Origin of the sequence: Variovorax sp. V93 (assembly GCF_041154485.1) — a bacterium.
Lineage (GTDB): Bacteria > Pseudomonadota > Gammaproteobacteria > Burkholderiales > Burkholderiaceae_C > Variovorax > Variovorax beijingensis_A.
Map to the genome: position 1 here is coordinate 2305712 of NZ_AP028669.1, position 18857 is coordinate 2324568.

At 66.5% G+C, this 18857-nt stretch carries 18 protein-coding genes and 1 tRNA gene; 13 read left to right on the plus strand and 6 right to left on the minus strand.

Going from position 1 to position 18857, the window contains the following annotated elements:
• The first annotated feature begins 2 nt into the window (after window positions 1-2).
• From iscU to ACAM54_RS10930, 11 genes are all read left to right on the plus strand, one after another.
• Window positions 3-422 carry a Fe-S cluster assembly scaffold IscU gene (gene iscU / locus ACAM54_RS10880; protein WP_012747262.1) on the plus strand — a complete coding sequence of 140 codons (420 nt, stop codon included), beginning with the start codon at window positions 3-5 and terminating at the stop codon, window positions 420-422.
• A gap of 1 nt (window position 423) precedes the next feature.
• Entirely contained in the window at window positions 424-747 is a 324-nt protein-coding gene (iscA, locus tag ACAM54_RS10885; RefSeq protein ID WP_012747263.1) for an iron-sulfur cluster assembly protein IscA, read from the plus strand.
• A 90-nt stretch (window positions 748-837) separates the two neighbouring features.
• Entirely contained in the window at window positions 838-1356 is a 519-nt protein-coding gene (gene hscB / locus ACAM54_RS10890) for a Fe-S protein assembly co-chaperone HscB (protein WP_369650687.1), read from the plus strand.
• Between the two features lie 92 nt (window positions 1357-1448).
• Window positions 1449-3305 (plus strand): Fe-S protein assembly chaperone HscA, encoded by a 1857-nt coding sequence (hscA, locus tag ACAM54_RS10895; RefSeq protein ID WP_369650688.1) that lies wholly within the window; start codon window positions 1449-1451, stop codon window positions 3303-3305.
• 7 nt (window positions 3306-3312) lie between these two features.
• On the plus strand, window positions 3313-3651 hold the full coding sequence (gene fdx, locus ACAM54_RS10900; RefSeq protein ID WP_124957638.1) for an ISC system 2Fe-2S type ferredoxin: 339 nt from the start codon (window positions 3313-3315) through the stop codon (window positions 3649-3651).
• A 12-nt stretch (window positions 3652-3663) separates the two neighbouring features.
• A complete protein-coding gene (gene dnaQ / locus ACAM54_RS10905) occupies window positions 3664-4371 on the plus strand; it encodes a DNA polymerase III subunit epsilon (protein WP_012747267.1) in 708 nt (235 codons plus the stop codon).
• 69 nt (window positions 4372-4440) lie between these two features.
• Window positions 4441-4515, plus strand: a tRNA-Val gene (locus ACAM54_RS10910).
• Between the two features lie 148 nt (window positions 4516-4663).
• Window positions 4664-4786, plus strand: a complete 123-nt coding sequence (locus ACAM54_RS10915) for a hypothetical protein (RefSeq protein WP_012747270.1) — start codon at window positions 4664-4666, stop codon at window positions 4784-4786.
• 35 nt (window positions 4787-4821) lie between these two features.
• On the plus strand, window positions 4822-5925 hold the full coding sequence (locus ACAM54_RS10920) for an NAD(P)/FAD-dependent oxidoreductase (protein ID WP_369650689.1): 1104 nt from the start codon (window positions 4822-4824) through the stop codon (window positions 5923-5925).
• A 149-nt stretch (window positions 5926-6074) separates the two neighbouring features.
• Window positions 6075-6371, plus strand: coding sequence for a DUF883 family protein (locus tag ACAM54_RS10925; protein ID WP_012747272.1), 297 nt, complete (start codon window positions 6075-6077; stop codon window positions 6369-6371).
• A gap of 48 nt (window positions 6372-6419) precedes the next feature.
• Window positions 6420-7142, plus strand: coding sequence for a phage holin family protein (locus ACAM54_RS10930; protein WP_369650690.1), 723 nt, complete (start codon window positions 6420-6422; stop codon window positions 7140-7142).
• Between the two features lie 24 nt (window positions 7143-7166).
• Here ACAM54_RS10930 and ACAM54_RS10935 read toward each other — a convergent pair whose 3' ends face one another.
• Complete coding sequence (locus ACAM54_RS10935; RefSeq protein ID WP_369650691.1) at window positions 7167-8240, minus strand: quinone-dependent dihydroorotate dehydrogenase; 1074 nt, start codon at window positions 8238-8240, stop codon at window positions 7167-7169.
• 40 nt (window positions 8241-8280) lie between these two features.
• Between ACAM54_RS10935 and rpiA the strand changes: the two genes are divergently transcribed.
• Window positions 8281-9012, plus strand: coding sequence for a ribose-5-phosphate isomerase RpiA (gene rpiA, locus ACAM54_RS10940; RefSeq protein WP_145743379.1), 732 nt, complete (start codon window positions 8281-8283; stop codon window positions 9010-9012).
• Window positions 9013-9054: 42 nt separating this feature from the next.
• Here rpiA and ACAM54_RS10945 read toward each other — a convergent pair whose 3' ends face one another.
• The 5 genes from ACAM54_RS10945 to ACAM54_RS10965 all read right to left on the minus strand — a co-directional run bounded on the left by ACAM54_RS10945 (window position 9055) and on the right by ACAM54_RS10965 (window position 15893).
• Window positions 9055-9702, minus strand: a complete 648-nt coding sequence (locus tag ACAM54_RS10945; RefSeq protein WP_369650692.1) for a glutaredoxin family protein — start codon at window positions 9700-9702, stop codon at window positions 9055-9057.
• A 30-nt stretch (window positions 9703-9732) separates the two neighbouring features.
• Window positions 9733-11790, minus strand: a complete 2058-nt coding sequence (locus tag ACAM54_RS10950) for a M3 family metallopeptidase (protein WP_369650693.1) — start codon at window positions 11788-11790, stop codon at window positions 9733-9735.
• Between the two features lie 5 nt (window positions 11791-11795).
• Window positions 11796-12647, minus strand: coding sequence for a bifunctional methylenetetrahydrofolate dehydrogenase/methenyltetrahydrofolate cyclohydrolase FolD (folD, locus tag ACAM54_RS10955; protein WP_369650694.1), 852 nt, complete (start codon window positions 12645-12647; stop codon window positions 11796-11798).
• 76 nt (window positions 12648-12723) lie between these two features.
• Window positions 12724-13356, minus strand: coding sequence for a response regulator transcription factor (locus tag ACAM54_RS10960; protein ID WP_012747279.1), 633 nt, complete (start codon window positions 13354-13356; stop codon window positions 12724-12726).
• Entirely contained in the window at window positions 13353-15893 is a 2541-nt protein-coding gene (locus ACAM54_RS10965; RefSeq protein ID WP_145743387.1) for a PAS domain S-box protein, read from the minus strand. Before ACAM54_RS10965 ends, ACAM54_RS10960 begins: the two co-directional genes overlap by 4 nt.
• Before the next feature lie 205 nt (window positions 15894-16098).
• Here ACAM54_RS10965 and aceE point away from each other — a divergent pair, with 205 nt between their 5' ends.
• The gene (gene aceE / locus ACAM54_RS10970; protein ID WP_369650695.1) at window positions 16099-18813 is read left to right on the plus strand and encodes a pyruvate dehydrogenase (acetyl-transferring), homodimeric type; all 2715 of its coding nucleotides are present in this window, start codon (window positions 16099-16101) and stop codon (window positions 18811-18813) included.
• Window positions 18814-18857: the final 44 nt, after the last annotated feature.

The following is an 18857-nucleotide window of genomic DNA, read 5'->3' on the forward strand; positions in this document are numbered from 1 at the left end:
CCATGGCATATTCATCCAAGGTCATCGACCATTACGAAAATCCCCGCAACGTCGGTTCCTTCGAAAAGGGCGACGACTCGGTCGGCACCGGCATGGTCGGCGCGCCGGCCTGCGGCGACGTCATGAAGCTGCAGATCAAGGTCAACCCCGAAACCGGCGTGATCGAAGACGCGCGCTTCAAGACCTACGGCTGCGGCTCGGCCATTGCGTCGTCCTCGCTCGTCACCGAATGGGTCAAGGGCAAGACGCTCGACGAAGCCGCGGCGCTCAAGAACGCGCAGATCGCCGAGGAACTGGCGCTGCCGCCCGTCAAGATCCACTGCTCGATCCTGGCCGAAGACGCCATCAAGGCCGCCGTGAGCGACTACAAGGCCAAGCACGGCGCCAAGACGGCGGAAGCCGAACCATCGGCAGTCCACTGACATGGCCGTGACGCTGACCGAAGCCGCTGCGCGCCACGTCACCCGCTACCTCGGAAAACGGGGCAAGGGCGTGGGCGTGCGGCTGGGCGTGAAGACCACCGGCTGCTCTGGCCTGGCCTACAAGCTGGAGTATGTGGACGAATTCGCGCCTGAAGACGTGGTGTTCGAAGACCATGGCGTGAAGGTGCTGGTCGACCCCAAGAGCCTGGCCTACATCGACGGCACGCAGCTCGACTTCGTGCGCGAAGGCCTGAACGAAGGCTTCAAGTTCATCAATCCGAACGAGCGCGATCGCTGCGGTTGCGGAGAGAGTTTCCGCATCTGATGCGCCGTCGCTGACAGCGACCACAGCCGCCACCATGTCATGTGCTGGCGGTTTTTTCTTGATCCGCCCTCCGAGGGCGCAGGCCGCCTGATGAACCTCAACGACACCGACTTTCAACTGTTCGACGTCCCCGCGACCTTCGCGCAGGACCGTGCCGTGCTCGACGCCCGGTGGAAGGAACTGCAGCGCGAGGCCCATCCGGACCGCTTTGCCGCGCAGGGCGCCGCGGCGCAGCGCGTGGCGATGCAATGGTCGGTGCGCATCAACGAGGCCTACCAGCGGCTCAAGGACCCGATCCGCCGGGCCAGCTACATCTGCGAACTCCATGGTGCACCGCTGAACGCCGAGAACAACACGGCCATGCCGCCTGATTTCCTGATGCAGCAGATGGAATGGCGCGAAACGCTCGACGACGCCGGCGACATTGCCGCGGTCGAGCAGCTGCAGGCCGAAGTCGAGGCCGGGCGCGCCCGCGCGCTGTCGTCGCTCGACTGGCTGATCGACGAGAAGGGCGACTACCCCGCCGCTGCGCAGCAGGTGAGAGCCCTCATGTTCATTGAGCGCTTCGGACAGGACGTCGAAGCCAAATTCGATCAGTTGGGACAATAGCCAGATATGAACCCCCACGCTCATCACTTCGTGTATTCGCTGCCCCCCGAGGGGGCGCAGGCCTCCCTTGGGGCGGCCCGGCGGGAGGCCTGATGGCTCTTCTTCAGATTTCCGAACCCGGCCAGGCGCCCGATCCGCATCAGCGCCGCATCGCCGTGGGCATCGACCTGGGCACCACGCATTCGCTGGTGGCCGCGGTGCGCAATGGCGTGGCCGAATGCCTGCCCGACGACCAGGGCCGCGTGATCCTGCCTTCGGCCGTGCGCTATCTCGACAAGGAGCGGCGCCAGATCGGCTTCGATGCGCTGGCCGCACGCGCGCAGGACGCCGCAAACACCATCACCTCGGTCAAGCGGCTCATGGGCCGCGGGCTGGCCGACATCGCCAACCGCGAGTCGATGTCTTACCGCCTGGTGGACGAGGGCGGCATGGTCAAGGTGCAGACGGCCGCCGGGATCAAGTCGCCGGTGGAGATCAGCGCCGAGATCCTGGCCACCTTGCGCTACCGCGCCGAAGACACCTTCGACGACGAGCTCTACGGCGCCGTCATCACCGTGCCGGCCTACTTCGACGAAGGCCAGCGCCAGGCCACCAAGGACGCGGCGCAGCTCGCCGGCCTCAACGTGCTGCGGCTGATCAGCGAGCCTACGGCCGCGGCCATTGCCTACGGCCTGGACAATGCGAGCGAGGGCGTCTACGCGGTCTACGACCTGGGCGGCGGCACCTTCGACATCTCGATCCTGCGGCTCACGCAGGGCGTGTTCGAAGTCATTGCCACCGGCGGCGATTCCGCCCTGGGCGGCGACGACTACGACCACGCGCTCGCCGATTTCGTGCTCGCGCAAACCGGCCTGCAAGTGGGCAGCGACGCCGACAAGGCCGCCATGCTGGTGGCCGCCCGTGCGGCCAAGGAGGCGCTGACCGAAGCCGATTCCGTGGCGTTCCACGCCGAGCTTGCCGGCGGCGCCGCCCGATTCGACCTGGCGCGAGCGCAATTCGATGCCGCCACCAAAGCGCTCACCGACCGCACGATCGCAGCGGTTCGCAAGGCGCTGCGCGATGCGAAGCTCAAGCCCGACGACCTGCAGGGCATCGTGCTGGTGGGCGGCTCCACCCGCATGCCGCAGATCCGCCGCGCCGTCGCCGAATTCTTCGGCCGGGAGCCGCTCATCAACCTGAACCCCGACGAAGTCGTGGCCCTTGGCGCGGCCATCCAGGCCAACCAGCTGGCCGGCAACAACGGCGCGGGCGATCTGCTGCTTCTCGACGTGATCCCGCTGTCGCTGGGCATCGAGACCATGGGCGGCCTGGTCGAGCGCATCGTGCCGCGCAACCAGACCATTCCGACGGCCATGGCGCAGGACTTCACCACCTACCAGGACGGCCAGACGGCGCTTGCGCTGCACGTGGTGCAGGGCGAGCGCGACCTTGTCGCCGACTGCCGCAGCCTCGCGCGCTTCACGCTGCGCGGCATCCCGCCCATGGCGGCGGGCGCGGCGCGCATCCGCGTGACCTTCACCGTCGATGCCGATGGGCTGCTGAGCGTCAGCGCCAGGGAGCAGGGCAGCGGCGTGGAGGCCAGCGTGGCGGTCAAGCCATCGTACGGACTCTCGGACGACCAGATCGCGCGCATGCTGCAGGAGAGCTTTTCCACCGCGCAGCAGGACATGCAGGCGCGGGCGCTGGTGGAGGCGCGCGTCGATGCCGAGCGCATGCTGCTTGCGACGCAGAGCGCGCTCGACGCCGACGGCGACCTGCTGGGCGAAGAAGAGCGCGCAGTCATCGATGCGTCGATGGCGCAGTTGCGCGAAGCTGCCAAGGGCAATGACGCCGCGGCCATCGAAGGCGCCACCAAGGCGCTGGCCAATGACACCGAGGCCTTTGCCGCCCAGCGCATGAACGCGGGCATTGCGCGCGCGCTGTCGGGCCGCAAGCTCGAATCCCTCTGAGAACCACATGCCCACCATCAAGATATTTCCGCATCCCGAGTACTGCCCGCAGGGTGCAGAAATCACGGCGCCGGCCGGCACCTCGATCTGCGAGGCGCTGCTGGACAACCACATCAACATCGAGCATGCCTGCGAGATGAGCTGCGCCTGCACCACCTGCCACGTGGTCGTGCGCCAGGGCTTCAATTCGCTGAACGAGGCCGAGGAGGGCGAGGAAGACCTGCTCGACCGAGCCTGGGGCCTGGAGCCACAATCGCGCCTGAGCTGCCAGGCGATCCTGGCGCAGGAAGACGTGACGATCGAGATTCCCAAGTACTCGATCAACCACGCCAAAGAGAACCATTGAAAGAGCCACCGCATGTCGCGCCAGATCGTCCTCGATACTGAAACCACCGGCCTGTCCGCCGAGAACGGCGACCGCATCATCGAGCTCGGCTGCGTGGAACTGTTTGCCCGCAAGCTCACCGGCAACGACCTGCACATCTATTTCAACCCCGAGCGCGAGAGCCATGAAGACGCGCTCAAGGTGCACGGCCTGACAACCGACTTCCTGCGCGACAAGCCGAAGTTCGCCACGCTGGCCAACGACATCGTCGAGTACCTGCGCGGCGCCGAGCTGATCATCCACAACGCGGCCTTCGACGTCGGCTTCCTCAACAAGGAGCTCGAGCTGGCCGGCCTGCCGCCGCTGCGCAGCTTCGTGGGCGAGGTGACCGACACGCTGGCCATGGCCAAGCAGGTCTACCCGGGCAAGCGCAATTCGCTCGACGCGCTGTGCGACCGCTTCGGCGTCGACCGCTCCAACCGTACCTTCCACGGCGCCAAGCTCGACGCGCAGCTGCTGGCCGACGTCTACATCAATCTCACGCGCGGCCAGGACGCCCTGCTGATCGACGTGGCCTCGAACGAGCCGGCGCAGGGCACCACGGTGGTGGCCATCGACCTGAGCCAGTTCGACCTGCCGGTGATCATGGCCGCAGAGCAGGAGCTCGCAGCGCACGAGGCCGTGTTGTCGCAGCTCGACAAATCCAGCAACGGGCGCACGCTGTTTCGGCAAAACAGCTGAAATCCTGTGGCATAATCGAAGGCTTCGCGCAACGCGATTAATTCCACGGCACTGCACTCGCGGTGCCACGGGCGGTTAGCTCAGGGGTAGAGCACAGCATTCACACTGCTGGGGTCGGAGGTTCGAAGCCTCCACCGCCCACCAATTCCAAATAAAAAGCGACCTGGCTGTCCAGGTCGCTTTTTTGTTTGCGCGGACGCACTGTCGGCTCGTGCTGACGCCAACTGCCGCCGCGCGCCGGCTGCATTCCTGAAGTAACCGCGTAGAACCGGGACAAAGGAGAGCATCCGCCATGGCCACCCATCCCGATCTTCCGCCTCCGATCACACCGGATCTGCCCGTGGAGCCCGACGAAGGGCCGAGCACGCCGCCGGACGAGCCGACCGATCCCGAGCCGCCCCCCACCACGTCCTGATGAAATCTGCCCGCGAGCCGCGATAAGCTCGCACGATGGATGAACTCGATTGCGCCGTCATCGGCGGCGGTGTGGTGGGACTGGCGGTGGCGCGCGCCTTGGCGCTCGCGGGCCGGGAGGTGGTGGTGCTGGAAGCCGAAGGTGCCATTGGCACCGGCACCAGTTCGCGCAACAGCGAGGTGATTCATGCGGGCATCTACTACCCGCAGGGCTCGCTCAAGGCCAGGCTTTGCGTCGAGGGCAAGGAGGCGCTCTATGCCTATGCGGCAGAGCGCGGCGTGCCCTACCGGCGCTGCGGCAAGCTGATCGTCGCGACTTCGGCCGAGCAGGTGGCGCAGCTCGAAGTGATCCGTGCCAAGGCGGCCGCCAACGGCGTCGGCGACCTCGTGTTGCTGACCGCGCAGCAGGCCATGGAAATGGAGCCGCAGCTCCATTGCGTGGCGGCATTGCATTCGCCGAGCACCGGCATCGTCGACAGCCATGCCTTGATGCTGAGCCTGCTCGGCGATGTGGAGAACGCGGGCGGCATGCTGGCGCTGAAATCGCCCATCGCACGCGCGGAATGCGGCCAGGACGCTATCGTCCTGGTAGCGGAAGACGGAACGGCACTGCGCTGCAACACCGTGGTCAATGCGGCCGGGCTGCTTGCGCCCGAACTGGCCCGCCGCTTCGAAGGCTTGCCGTCCGCGGCCGTGCCCACCGCCTACTTTGCCAAGGGCAGCTATTTCACGCTGTCGGGCCGCGCGCCTTTCAGCCGCCTCGTCTATCCGGTGCCCGAACCCGGCGGACTGGGTGTGCACCTGACGATCGACCTGGGCGGGCAAGCCAAGTTCGGCCCCGACGTGCAATGGGTGCAATCGGCCGACGACCTGGTGGTGGACCCGGCGCGTGGCGATGGCTTCTACGCCGAGGTGCGCAAGTACTGGCCCGCCCTGCCCGACGGGGCGCTGATTCCCGGCTACGCGGGCATGCGGCCCAAGATCTCGGGCCCCGACGAGCCGGCGCGCGACTTCATGATCGGCGGACCCGAATCGCACGGCGTGCGGGGCCTGGTCAATCTCTTTGGCATCGAGTCGCCCGGGCTCACAAGCAGCCTGGCCATCGGGCGCTACGTGGAGCGACTGCTCGCGGCGGGCTGACGGCGAAGGCACATCAGGGCCCATCGCGTGCAGAAGTCTGCACAACAGCTGTGCCCGAGAGGCTTTTGTGCCTGTAACATGACACCACGCCATTTGCTGGCGTGAAGCCGCCGGCGCGGTGCCGGTGCCATCACGGAGGAAAGATTCCAATGAGTGCATCCAACAATATCGAAGCGGCAGCCGAAGACATCGCAAGCGACGTGCGCGGCGTGCTGGCCAGCAAGGACCTGGATTCGGTTCCCCACATCAAGGCGCTGCGCCAGCGCATCGACACCAAGCTCGCCATTGCGCGCGAGCTTGCCGCGGAAAAGAGCAAGCTGGCCGCCAAGAAGGCCCGCGAAGCGGCCAACTCTGCCAACGCCTACGCCCACGACGAACCGTGGCAGATTGCCGGCGCTGCGCTGGCCGTCGGCGTGCTGGTGGGCCTGCTGCTTGGCCGCCGCTGACCTGAACGCAAGCCGCCGCGCCGTTCCTCGCCGAGCCGGAGTCGGCGCATGAGATTGCTGTCCCTGTTCGGGCTCAATGCCCGTTTGCGGCGGCTGCGGATCGCTGCGGCCGAAGGTGCGCTGGCGGCCGAAGACCGCGTGCAGCTCCTGCGCATGGCGTGGGAGGACGAGAAGCAGCGCCTCAAGCTGATGCTCGTGCTGGTGGTGGCCGTGCTCGGCCTGACCACGGTGGCGGTGGCATTGCTGTCGATGGCGGTGGTGGTGCATTTCTGGGAAACACCGCACCGCATCGCTGCAGCGTGGTCGGTGGCCGGCGTGTGGGTCCTGCTCTGGCTGGGTGCGGCGCTGGGGCTGTTCCTGACCCTTCGCAATGCCTCGAACAGCTTCACTCCGGCGCGCCGCGAATTCGAACGTGACTGGGCCTGGGTGCAGGACAGCTTCGGCCTCGGCAAGGATCCCGACCAGGACGAAGAAGCGCCGCGTCCCCGGCGGCCCGCCACGCGCGAGGAACTGCTCGCCCGCATGGAGCGCCAGCGCGAACGCATTGCCACCATGCAGGGGGCAGGTCCGGCACGGCCCGCCGGTGCAACGGGTGCTTCCTCCGAAGCACCGCCGGCCGACGAATCGGCGGCAGCCGCGGCCTTGCGCATTGCGCGGGAGCACCCCGTGGCCACCGGCGTTGCCGCCGCGGTGGCCGTGGTGGTGATCCGGCCCAAGCGGCTGCTGCGCTGGGCCGCGTTCATTGCGCCAGTGCTCTGGCGCATGCGCTGAGAAGAAAAGAGAAAGAGCGAAGGCTCAGGCGGCGCTGCGGCTTTGCAGCAAGGCCTGCGCCGCCTCGCGGACCAGCGCCGGGCCGCGGTAGATGAGGCCTGTGTAGATCTGTACCACGTCCGCGCCCGCGGCAATCTTGGCCTTGGCATCGGCCGCGCTGAGGATTCCCCCCACCCCGATGATCGGAAAACCCGGCCCCAGCGCCGCGCGCAGCTGCGAGACCACGCGGTTGCTCGCCTCGCGCACGGGCGCGCCCGAGAGCCCGCCCGCTTCGTCGGCATGCGGCAGGCCGGCGACCGCGTCTCGTGCCAGCGTGGTGTTGGTGGCGATCACGCCGTCCATGCCGTGGCGCTGCAGCGTGGCGGCGATCACGGCGACCTGGCTCTCGTCCAGATCGGGAGCGATCTTCACGAACAGCGGCACGCGCCGATGGCTGTGCTCGGCCAGCGCATGGCGGCGTTCCGCGATGGCGCCCAGCAGGGCGTCGAGCGCCTCGTCGCTCTGCAGTGTCCGCAGGTTGGCGGTGTTGGGACTCGAGATGTTGATGGTCACGTAGTCGGCATGCGGGTACACGCCGTCCAGGCAGGCCAGGTAGTCGTCCACGGCCTTTTCGATGGGCGTGGCGGCGTTCTTGCCGATGTTGAGTCCGAGCAGCATCGGCTTCTTGCCGCCGCCGCTCCTGCGGAAGCGCGCCTTCTGCACGTTGGCAAGAAAGGCGTCGAGCCCTTCGTTGTTGAATCCGAGCCGATTGATGAGCGCGTCGCGCTGGGGCAGGCGGAACATGCGCGGCTTGGGGTTGCCCGGTTGCGCCTTGGGCGTGACCGTGCCGACTTCGACGAAGCCGAAGCCCATGGCGGCAAAGGCGTCGATGCAGCGGGCGTTCTTGTCGAGGCCGGCGGCCAGGCCCACGCGGTTGGGAAACTCCAGCCCCGCCAGCGTGACCGGATCATCGACGCGCGGCGCGGCGTAGGCGCAGGCCAGCGGCGTGTTCTGCGTGCGGGCCAGCCCGTCGAGCGTGAGTTCGTGGGCATGCTCCGGGTCGAAGCCGAACAGAAAGGGCCGGGCCAGGCCGTAGAGCGAAGAGGGGAGCAGGGGCATCGGATAATTCTCGACTTCAATGAGCCAAGGATTCTCCGCGATGACTGCACCCGTTTCCCCTTCTTCCGCCTCCGGCGCCGCGAACGGCGCGGGCGCCATCTCCCAGGACGAACTCAAGGCCCAGGTCGGCCGCGCCGCGCTGGCCTACGTGGCCAAGGGTGAAATCGTCGGCGTGGGCACGGGTTCCACCGTGAACAAGTTCATCGACGCGCTGGCCACCATCAAGGACCAGATCAAGGGGGCGGTGTCCAGCTCTGTGGCCTCGACCGAACGCCTGCGTGCCCTGGGAATTCCGGTGTTCGACAGCAACGAGGTCGACGAACTGGGGGTCTACATCGACGGTGCCGACGAGATCGACCACCACGGCTTCATGGTGAAGGGCGGCGGTGCGGCGCTCACGCGCGAAAAGATCGTGGCGGCGCAGTCGCGGCGCTTCGTCTGCATTGCCGATGCTTCCAAGCTGGTAGACACGCTCGGCGCCTTTCCGCTGCCGGTGGAGGTGATTCCGATGGCAGCGCGCCGGGTGATGCGGCAGTTCGAGGCCATGGGCGGCATCGCACAGGTGCGCGAGAAGGACGGATTGCCGCTCGTGACCGACAACGGCCAGCACATCGTCGACGTGACGGGACTGCGGATCAGCGATCCGCTCGCCTTCGAATCCGAAGTGAGCCAGTGGCCCGGCGTGGTCACGGTCGGCGTGTTTGCGCATCAGAAGGCCGACGTGTGCCTGCTGGGTACGCCCTCGGGCGTGCAGACGATGCAGTTCGACTGAAGAAGGAAGGCCGCGTGCTCTTCTGGCCGGCGGCCGGCCGGTTCAGAACTTGATGCCTGCCGGATTGCTCGGGCTCGGACCGCTCGGGGCGGGCGTGGGCGGTTGTGGCGCTGGCTGCGCAACGGGCGCGGGCTCGGATGCGGCGGGCGCCGGCTGCAGCGCGACCAGCGGCCGCGCCGGCGGATTGCGGTAGCCCGCGGGCAGGCTGTTGCTCTTCGGATAGCCCGCGGCGTCGAGGTAACGCGACCATTCGGCGTCCGAGTAGCCCTTGAGCTGCTGCGAGCCGATCGTCAGCAGCGGCAGCGAGGCCTGGTTGCTCAAGCGCTGCAATGCCTCCACATCCTGGCTGCTCTTGACGGTGCGCTCCTCGAACGGAATGCCGCGCGTGACGAGCAGCGAACGGGCGGTGCCACAGGGCGCGCATTCCTCGCTGCTGTAGAGCGTCACGGGATAGCGCTGCGCCACTTGCCGCAATTCGTAGGGCAGCCCGGCATTGGCGGGAGGCGTGATGCCGGCCTGCGGGGCCGCGGCCGGTTCCGTGCTTGCGGTGGGCGCGCGGTCCGAGAAGGTGACCTTGCCGTTCTTGTCGACGTTGCGGTAGATCGGCTGGGCCATTGCCCCTGCGGCGATCAGCAGCAGGGCGAAGCCGGACAGGCGATGCAAGGAGGATTTCTGGTGGATCGAATGCATCGCCCGAGTATCGCAAGCTTCAGGCGCGCATCAAGCGGGCCGGGTCTGTGCCATGCCCTGGTGTCGCAGCAGCGCATCAAGCTGTGGCTCGCGGCCGCGGAAGGCCTTGAACGAATCCATGGCGCTGCGGCTGCCGCCGGCTTCGAGGATGGCCTGGCGGTACCTGCGGCCGGTTTCGATGTTCGGCTGGCCGTCGGCGCCCACGGTTTCCTCGAAGGCGGCATAGGCGTCGGCGCTGAGCACCTCGGCCCACTTGTAGCTGTAGTAGCCGGCCGCGTAGCCGCCCGAGAAGATATGGCTGAAGGTGTTCGGCGTGCGGCTGAAAGGAGGCGAGGGCATCACGGCCACCTCGGTGCGCACCTTGCCCAGCAGCGCGAGCACGCCGCCCGGCTGTGCGGCGGCGGCCTGGTATTCGGTGTGCAGCAGCATGTCGAACAGCGAGAACTCGATCTGGCGCAGCGTCTGCAGGCCGCTCTGGAAGTTCTTGGCGGCGGTCATCTTGTCGAACAGCGCCCGCGGCAGCGGCTCGCCGGTATCGACGTGGGCCGTCATGTGCCTGAGCACGTCCCACTCCCAGCAGAAGTTTTCCATGAACTGGCTCGGCAGCTCGACCGCGTCCCACTCGACGCCGCTGATGCCCGACACGTCGCGCTCGTTCACCTGCGTGAGCATGTGGTGCAGGCCGTGGCCGAATTCGTGGAACAGGGTGGTCACGTCGTCGTGCGTGAGCAGCGGCGGCTTGCCGTCGACGCCGCTCGCGAAGTTGCACACGAGCTGGGCGACGGGTGTTTGCAGCATGCCGTCGTCCGGGCGCAGCCAGCGCGCGCGCACGTCGTCCATCCAGGCGCCGCCGCGCTTGGCGGCGCGGGCGGAAGGATCGAGGTAGAACTGGCCGACCTTCTGCCCGGCGCGCTCGATGCGATAGACCTCGACGCTGGGGTGCCAGGTGGGCGCGCTGTCGCGGCGAATCGAAACCTCGAACAGCGTCTCGACGATCTTGAACAGGCCGGCCATCACCTTGGGCGCCGGGAAGTACTGCTTGACCTCCAGCTCGCTGAAGGCATAGCGCGCCTCCTTGAGTTTTTCGCCGATGTAGCTCCAGTCCCACGCCTGCGGATCGGTGATGCCCAATTGGTCCGCAGCGAAGGCGCGCAGGTCGGCCAGGTCGCGTTCGCCGTACGGCTTGGCCTTGGCCGCGAGATCGCGCAGGAACTTGATCACCTGCTCGGGCGACTCGGCCATCTTGGGCACGACCGAGAGTTCGCCAAAATTCCTGTAGCCGAGCAGTTTGGCTTCTTCCTCCCGCAGCGCGAGGATCTCGTTGATCAGCGCCGTGTTGTCGAAGGCCGGATCGCCAAGCTCGCTGGCGCGGGTGACGTAGGCCCGGTAGAGCGTTTCGCGCAGCGCGCTGCTCCTGGCGAACTGCATCACGGGCAGGTAGCAGGGCATCTTGAGCGTGAGCTTGTAGCCCTGCTTGCCCTCGGCTTCGGCTGCTCCGCGGGCCGCGCTCACCACGTCTTCGGGCACGCCCTCGAGCTCGCCCAGCGCCGCGTAGTACGAGAAGGCGTCGGTGGCATCGAGCGCGTTCTCGCTGAATTTCTGGCTCAGTTCGGCCTGGCGTTCCTGGATGTCGGCAAAGCGCTTCTTCGCCTCGCCCTGCAGTTCCGCGCCGCCCAGCACGAAGTTGCGCATGGCATTCTTGTGCGCCTGGCGCTGCTCGGGGTTGAGGGTGGCCACGTCGATGGCCTTGTACTTGGCATAGAGGCGCTCGTCGGAACCCAGGCGGGTCCAGAAGGCGGTCACGCGCGGCATGGCCTCGTTGTAGGCGGCACGCAGTTCCGGCGTGTCGGCCACGGCGTTGAGATGGCCCACGGCGCCCCAGGCGCGGCTGAAGCGTTCGGACGCCACGTCGAGCACCTTGGAGATCGCGTTCCAGTCGGCGGGAAAGTCGGCCGCCGTCACGGTCTGCAGCGCTGCCTCGGCTTCGGCCAGCAGGATGTCGACCGCGGGCGCAACGTGTTCGGGCTCGATGCGGTCGAACAGCGGGAGATCGGTGAAGTCGAGGAGGGGGTTGTTCTTTGTGGCCATGGAAATCACTTGGCGGCGCGTTCCGCGGCTTCAAGGGTGTTGACGAGCAGCATGGCGCGCGTCATGGGGCCGACGCCGCCGGGCACGGGCGTGATCCAACCGGCCACTTCCTTGACGCCGTCGAAGTCGACGTCGCCGGCGAGCTTGCCGTCTTCCTTGCGGTTCATGCCCACGTCGATCACGACCGCGCCGGGCTTCACCATGCCGGCCGTCAGGATGTTGCGCTTGCCCACCGCGGCCACGATCACGTCGGCCTGGCGCGTGAGGGCGCCCAGGTCTTGCGTCGCGCTGTGGCAGATGGTCACGGTGGCGTTCCTGGCCAGCAGCATCATGGCCATCGGCTTGCCGACGATGTTGCTGCGGCCGATGACCACCGCATGCTTGCCGCGCAGGTCGTAGCCGATGGATTCGAGCATCTTCATGCAGCCGTAGGGCGTGCAGGGCCAGAAGCCCGGCGCGCCGGTCATGAGCGCGCCGGCGCTGGCCACGTGGAAGCCGTCCACGTCCTTGGCGGGCGAGATCGTCTCGATGACCTTCTGGCTGTCCATGTGCTTTGGCAGCGGCAGCTGAACCAGGATGCCGTGCACCTTGGGGTCGTCGTTGAGGGCGCGGATGCGGTCCAGCAGCGCGGCCTCGCTCATGTCGGCAGGATAGGTTTCGAGGGTGGCCGCGAGGCCGGTTTCGGTGCTGTCGTTGACCTTGTGCTTCGTGTAGACCTGGCTGGCCGGGTCGCTGCCCACGAGGATGATGGAAAGGGCCGGGTCCACGCCCTTGGCCTTCAGTGCGGCGGTGCGGCCGGCAACCTCGGCGCGAATGGTTTTGGCGAGGGCGTTGCCATCGATCAGTTGGGCGGTCATCGGTTTCGATTTTCCAAGTAAAAACGCCCGCTTGCGCAGGCGTGAGAGTCATTCATTGCTATCGGGGGGATAGCTTCTAGGCTTTGGCGGCCGGCGCCGCCTGCCCGAGCGCGATCTTGAGCAGATCGGCCACGGTGTTGGCGTTGAGCTTTTCCATGATGTTGGCGCGGTGCGCCTCGACCGTCTTGATGCTGATGCCCAGGTCGTCGGCAATCTGCTTGTTCAGGCGGCCGGCGACGATGCGCTCGAGCACCTGGGCCTCGCGGCCGGTGAGCTTGGACAGCAGCGCGTCGCGGCTGGCCGACTGCTGGTGCTGGGTGAAGGCGCCGCGCGCGTGCTCGAGCATGCGCTCGACCAGCGTGACGAGCTCTTCGTCGTTGAAAGGCTTCTGGATGAAATCCATGGCGCCTTTTTTCATGCTGTCGACCGCCATCGGCACGTCGCCGTGGCCGGTGATCACCACGATGGGCAGCGGGGAACGCCGTTCGATCAGCCGGTCCTGCAGCTCGAGGCCGGTCATGCCGGCCATGCGGATGTCGACGATCAGACAGGCGACTTCGCGCGGGTCGTATCGGGAGAGGAAGGACTCGGCCGAATCGAAGCAGCGAACCCTGTAGTCCTTGCCTTCGAGCAGCCATTGCAGCGAATCTCGCACGGCTTCGTCGTCGTCGACGACATAGACAGTGCCCTTCTTCGGAATCAAACTCATGCAGGTACCTTTGCCTCGTCGCTTGCTACGGAACTGGGAGCGTCCAACACCGGAATCCAGAAGGAAAAACGGCATCCGATCACATCCGGACCATTGTAGATGTTCTCCGCCTGCATCCTGCCCCGATGGGACTCGACGATGGTGCGGCACAGATTCAGCCCGATGCCCATGCCTTCCGGCTTGGTGGAGAAGAAGGCTTCGTACAGGCGGTCCATCACCTCGGGCGCCAGGCCCTTGCCGGTGTCCTGCACCGAGAACTCGATGGCGTTGTGGCCCTCGATCACCTTGGGCAGCACGCGCAGCTCGACGCTGCGGCGCGCGAGCGGACGCTCGGCAATGTCGATGGACTCGGCCGCGTTCTTCAGCAGGTTGACCATCACCTGCTCGATCAGGATCGGGTCCACTTGCACCACCGGCAGCCGCGCGGCCACGTAGTGGTTGAGCCGCACGTTGCGCCGCCGCAGCTCGATGCCCGCGAGCTCGACCGCTTCGCTGACCATGGTGGACACGTCGGCGGCCGTGCGGTTGGGCTCGCTGCGCTTCACGAAGGAGCGGATGCGCTGGATGATCTGCCCCGCGCGCTGCGCCTGCTTGGAGGTCTTCTCCAGCGCCGCGAGCAGCGCCTCGGTGTCGATGGCCTGCCCCTTGAGGCGCGACATCATTCCGTTGCAGTAGTTGGTGATGGCCGTGAGCGGCTGGTTGAGTTCGTGCGCCACGCTGGACGCCATCTCGCCCATCGTGATCAGGCGGCTCGCGGCCTGCGCGCGGTCGGCCTGCGCCGCGGCCTGCTCTTCGGCGTCGCGCCGCGGCGTGATGTCGGTGGCGATCACCAGCTGCGCCAGCCGGCCGTCGACCCACGTCAGGTAGCGCGAACGCACCTCGAGCCACTTGCCCAGGTGCGGCACGAAGATCTCGTTGTTGGCCGTCTGGGCGGCGGTCAGGGTGTCGATCGGCAGGCCGGCGTAGGGGTCGACGTCGTCCAGGCCCTCGTCATGCGCATTGGAGGCGGGCACGCCGGCCTGCGCCACCATGCCCAGGTGGCCCACGGTGTCGGAGCCGAACCAGAGGCGGTACAGCTTGTTGGCGAACAGCAGCTCCTCGCTGCCGATGGGCGCAACCGACACGGCAGCGTCGAGCGCCTCCAGCACCGTGGTGAAGCGCTCATAAGAGGCCGACAGCTGCTCGCGGATGCGCGTGGGCTCGGTGATGTCGGTCATCGAGGTCATCCAGCCGGTCTGGTGGCCGCGCGCGTCGATCAGCGGCGATACATAGAGCCGGGCGTTGAAAACGCTGCCGTTCTTGCGCTTCACGCGCACCTGGAAGCCGCCGGGCAGGGCGCGACCGTGCAGCTCTTCCTCGAGCCGCTCGTTCATCACTTCGCGGTCCGACTCCAGCCAGTAGGGGAAGGGCGGCGACTGGCCCACCAGTTCGGCCTCGCTCCAGCCCGTCATCGCGCAGAAGGCGGCATTCACGTAGGTGATGCGGCCCTGCAGGTCGAGCACGCGCATGCCGGTGAGCATGGAGTTTTCCATCGCACGACGGAAGTTGGTTTCGGCGACCAGCCGCTGCTGGGCCTGCTGGCGCCGCCGGGTATGGCGCCAGGTGCCGATCAGCATCCAGCTGGTCAGCACGCTGAGTGCGCAGACCAGCCAGAACAGGCCGTTGCCGACCACCCCCTGCGAAGTGCGGTAGGCCTGGGCGCGCAGCACCAGCGCATTGCCGACGGGCGAAACCGGCACCTCGTACTCGTTGGTTCTTTCGGGCCAGGGGAGGAGCCGCCTGCCGCTTTCCCTCAGGTTGACCGTATTGCCCGCAAGCACGTCGCCCTTGGCGTCGAGCAGCGAGACCGCGTAGCGCGCCTGTACTTCCGACGGCATGCCGTAGCGCAGCAGGCCATCGACCGAAAATTCGCCGAGCACCACGCCCGCGAACAGGCCCTGGTCGAAGAGAGGAATATGCAACTGCAGCATCGCCGCGGGATCGCCGCCCGCCACCGGCTGGGAGAAAACCGGCTGGCGCAGCTCGCGCGCCAGGGCGTAGTTGCTTTCCACGTCGCCCGGGCGCAGCACGTCGCCGATCAGGTGCTGTTGCGCGGGATGCACGCTCGGCGCCGAATAGCCGGCCTTGAAGCGCCGCCGGTCGTCGATCCAGGTGACGGTCTGCAGCTCGGGGAACTGGCTCACCAGCGATTCTGCGCGGCTCGCGAATTCGATCGGGTCGATCTCGCGATTGGAGGCGTCGCGCGCGATGCGCATCAGCTGTTCCTGGCGCTCGAGCAGGCGCAGGCGCATGCGCTGCTGCGCGTATTCGACATCGCGCCGCACGGATTCCTGCTCGCGCTCGACCTCCTCGGTGCGCAAATACCAGAACGCCGAAACGATGGCCGCCAGGAACAGCAGCACCGCCGCGATCGGCGCCAGCATGGCGACCGCATCTTGCAGCACCGGCGTTTGCTGGCGCCACCAGCGGCGCCACCACGAGAGCGGAGACGCATTCACGGCGCTGCGGGCAACCGCCAGCGGAGAGGAAAAAGGCATGCTGCGAGTTTAGGTGATGGCCCCTGCGCCAAGGAGAGAAGGGCTGCAGTGCCATTGATTCCGGCGCGGGCGACTTTGTTTCCAAAATATCACAATAAGAAATTCGCATGCACCATTTGAAATATAAGTATTTCTATGAGAAACTCCCGCCCGGTGATCGAAGAGCGCACTAAATTACAGCCACAGCCCTAAAGGAGAGACAAGCATGTCGGCAAATCCCGAGAACCTGTTCGGCTCGGCCGCGAACGACGCGGACGCCCAGGAAACCCGTGAATGGATGGATGCACTGTCCTCCGTGATTCAAAGCGAGGGACCTGAACGGGCCCACTTCCTTCTCGAGCAACTGCTCGAACATGCGCGGCAGCACAGCATCGACAAGCCGTTCTCCGCCAATACGGCCTACGTCAACACCATCGAGCCCGACCAGGAAGAGCGCTGCCCCGGCAACCTCGAGATCGAGGAGCGCCTGCGCGCCTACATGCGCTGGAACGCCATGGCGATGGTGGTCAAGGCCAACCGCCACCACCCCGCCGAAGGCGGCGACCTGGGCGGCCACATCGGCTCCTTTGCCTCGCTGGCCAACATGTTCGGTGCCGGCTTCAACCACTTCTGGCATGCCGAGAGCGAAAACCACGGCGGCGACTGCCTCTACATCCAGGGCCACGTCTCGCCCGGCATCTATGCCCGCGCCTACCTCGAAGGCCGCCTGAGCGAAGAGCAGCTGCTCAACTTCCGCCAGGAAGTCGACGGCAAGGGCCTGTCCAGCTACCCGCATCCGAAGCTGATGCCCGAGTTCTGGCAATTCCCGACCGTCTCGATGGGCCTCGGCCCGCTGATGGCCATCTACCAGGCGCGCTTCCTCAAGTACCTGCATGCCCGCGGCATCGCCAACACCGAGAACCGCAAGGTCTGGGTGTTCTGCGGCGACGGCGAAATGGACGAGGTCGAATCGCTGGGCGCCATCGGCCTGGCCGCGCGCGAAGGCCTCGACAACCTGATCTTCGTCATCAACTGCAACCTGCAGCGCCTGGACGGCCCGGTGCGCGGCAACGGCAAGATCATCCAGGAGCTCGAAGGCGAGTTCCGCGGCTCGGGCTGGAATGTCATCAAGCTGATCTGGGGCAGCAGCTGGGATCCGCTGCTTGCGCGCGACAAGGACGGCGCGCTGCGCAAGATCATGATGGAGACCAACGACGGCGACTACCAGGCCTTCAAGGCCAACGACGGCGCCTACGTGCGCAAGCACTTCTTCGGCCGTGACCCGCGCACGCTCGAAATGGTGTCCAAGATGAGCGACGACGACATCTGGCAGCTGCGCCGCGGCGGCCACGATTCGCAAAAGGTCTATGCGGCCTTCGACGCGGCCGTGAAGCACAAGGGCCAGCCGACGGTGCTCCTGATCAAGACGGTCAAGGGCTTCGGCATGGGCAAGATCGGCGAGGGCAAGAACACGGTCCACCAGACCAAGAAGCTCGGCGACGAGGACATCAAGGCCTTCCGCGACCGCTTCAACATCCCGATCCCCGACAGCCAGATCTCCGAGCTGCCGTTCTACAGGCCGGCCGACGACACGCCGGAAATGAAGTACCTGCACGAGCGCCGCAAGGCCCTCGGCGGCTACCTGCCGCACCGCCGCACCAAGGCCGACGAGAGCTTCACGGTGCCTTCGCTCGACGTCTTCAAGTCGGTGATGGAGCCCACGGCCGAAGGCCGCGAGATCTCGACCACGCAGGCCTACGTGCGCTTCCTCACGCAGCTCTTGCGCGACAAGGCGCTGGGCCCGCGCGTCGTTCCCATCCTGGTGGACGAAGCCCGCACTTTCGGCATGGAAGGGTTGTTCCGCCAGATCGGCATCTACAATCCCGCAGGCCAGCAGTACACCCCGGTCGACAAGGACCAGGTCATGTACTACAAGGAAGACAAGGCCGGCCAGATCCTGCAGGAAGGCATCAACGAAGCCGGCGGCATGTCGAGCTGGATCGCGGCGGCCACGTCGTACAGCACGAACAACCGCATCATGGTGCCGTTCTATGTGTACTACTCGATGTTCGGCTTCCAGCGCATCGGCGACCTGGCCTGGGCGGCCGGCGACATGCAGGCGCGCGGCTTCCTGCTGGGCGGCACCTCGGGGCGCACCACGCTCAACGGCGAAGGCCTGCAGCACGAAGACGGCCACAGCCACATCCTGGCCAACACCATCCCGAACTGCGTGAGCTACGACCCGACCTTCGCGCATGAGGTGGGCGTGATCCTGCACCACGGCCTCAAGCGCATGGTCGAGCGTCAGGACAATGTCTACTACTACCTCACGCTGCTCAACGAGAACTACCCGATGCCCGGCCTGCAGCCCGGCACCGAAGAGCAGATCATCAAGGGCATGTACCTGTCGAAGCAGGGGCCGGCACTGAAGGCCAAGTCGCCCACCGTGCAACTGCTGGGCAGCGGCACGATCCTGCGCGAAAGCTTCGCTGCGCAGGATCTGCTCGAAAAGGACTGGGGCGTTTCCGCCTCGGTGTGGAGTTGCCCGAGCTTCAACGAGCTGACGCGCGACGGCCAGGACGCCGACCGCTGGAACCTGCTGCACCCGGACCAGGCGCCGCGCGTGCCCTTCGTGGCCGAGCAGCTCGCGCCCACGACCGGCCCGGTGGTGGCATCGACCGACTACATGAAGGCCTATGCCGAGCAGATCCGTCCCTTCATCCCGAAGGGCCGCAACTACAAGGTACTGGGCACCGACGGCTTCGGCCGCAGCGATTTCCGCAACAAGCTGCGCGAGCACTTCGAGGTCAACCGCCACTACATCGTGGTGGCAGCGCTCAAGGCATTGAGCGAAGATGGCACGGTGCCGGTGGCCAAGGTGGTCGAGGCGATCAAGAAGTACGGCATCAATGTCGACAAGGTCAACCCGCTTTACGCCTGAACATCAATCAACAACCAACGAACGGCGCCTTACGGCGGGAGACA

Bases quoted from the DNA above. Each gene is read 5' to 3' on its own strand.
- iscU (WP_012747262.1), top strand. From the start codon at position 3: ATGGCATATTCATCCAAGGTCATCGACCATTACGAAAATCCCCGCAAC.
- iscA (WP_012747263.1), top strand. From the start codon at position 424: ATGGCCGTGACGCTGACCGAAGCCGCTGCGCGCCACGTCACCCGCTAC.
- hscB (WP_369650687.1), top strand. From the start codon at position 838: ATGAACCTCAACGACACCGACTTTCAACTGTTCGACGTCCCCGCGACC.
- hscA (WP_369650688.1), top strand. From the start codon at position 1,449: ATGGCTCTTCTTCAGATTTCCGAACCCGGCCAGGCGCCCGATCCGCAT.
- fdx (WP_124957638.1), top strand. From the start codon at position 3,313: ATGCCCACCATCAAGATATTTCCGCATCCCGAGTACTGCCCGCAGGGT.
- dnaQ (WP_012747267.1), top strand. From the start codon at position 3,664: ATGTCGCGCCAGATCGTCCTCGATACTGAAACCACCGGCCTGTCCGCC.
- ACAM54_RS10915 (WP_012747270.1), top strand. From the start codon at position 4,664: ATGGCCACCCATCCCGATCTTCCGCCTCCGATCACACCGGATCTGCCC.
- ACAM54_RS10920 (WP_369650689.1), top strand. From the start codon at position 4,822: ATGGATGAACTCGATTGCGCCGTCATCGGCGGCGGTGTGGTGGGACTG.
- ACAM54_RS10925 (WP_012747272.1), top strand. From the start codon at position 6,075: ATGAGTGCATCCAACAATATCGAAGCGGCAGCCGAAGACATCGCAAGC.
- ACAM54_RS10930 (WP_369650690.1), top strand. From the start codon at position 6,420: ATGAGATTGCTGTCCCTGTTCGGGCTCAATGCCCGTTTGCGGCGGCTG.
- ACAM54_RS10935 (WP_369650691.1), bottom strand. From the start codon at position 8,240: ATGCCCCTGCTCCCCTCTTCGCTCTACGGCCTGGCCCGGCCCTTTCTG.
- rpiA (WP_145743379.1), top strand. From the start codon at position 8,281: ATGACTGCACCCGTTTCCCCTTCTTCCGCCTCCGGCGCCGCGAACGGC.
- ACAM54_RS10945 (WP_369650692.1), bottom strand. From the start codon at position 9,702: ATGCATTCGATCCACCAGAAATCCTCCTTGCATCGCCTGTCCGGCTTC.
- ACAM54_RS10950 (WP_369650693.1), bottom strand. From the start codon at position 11,790: ATGGCCACAAAGAACAACCCCCTCCTCGACTTCACCGATCTCCCGCTG.
- folD (WP_369650694.1), bottom strand. From the start codon at position 12,647: ATGACCGCCCAACTGATCGATGGCAACGCCCTCGCCAAAACCATTCGC.
- ACAM54_RS10960 (WP_012747279.1), bottom strand. From the start codon at position 13,356: ATGAGTTTGATTCCGAAGAAGGGCACTGTCTATGTCGTCGACGACGAC.
- ACAM54_RS10965 (WP_145743387.1), bottom strand. From the start codon at position 15,893: ATGCCTTTTTCCTCTCCGCTGGCGGTTGCCCGCAGCGCCGTGAATGCG.
- aceE (WP_369650695.1), top strand. From the start codon at position 16,099: ATGTCGGCAAATCCCGAGAACCTGTTCGGCTCGGCCGCGAACGACGCG.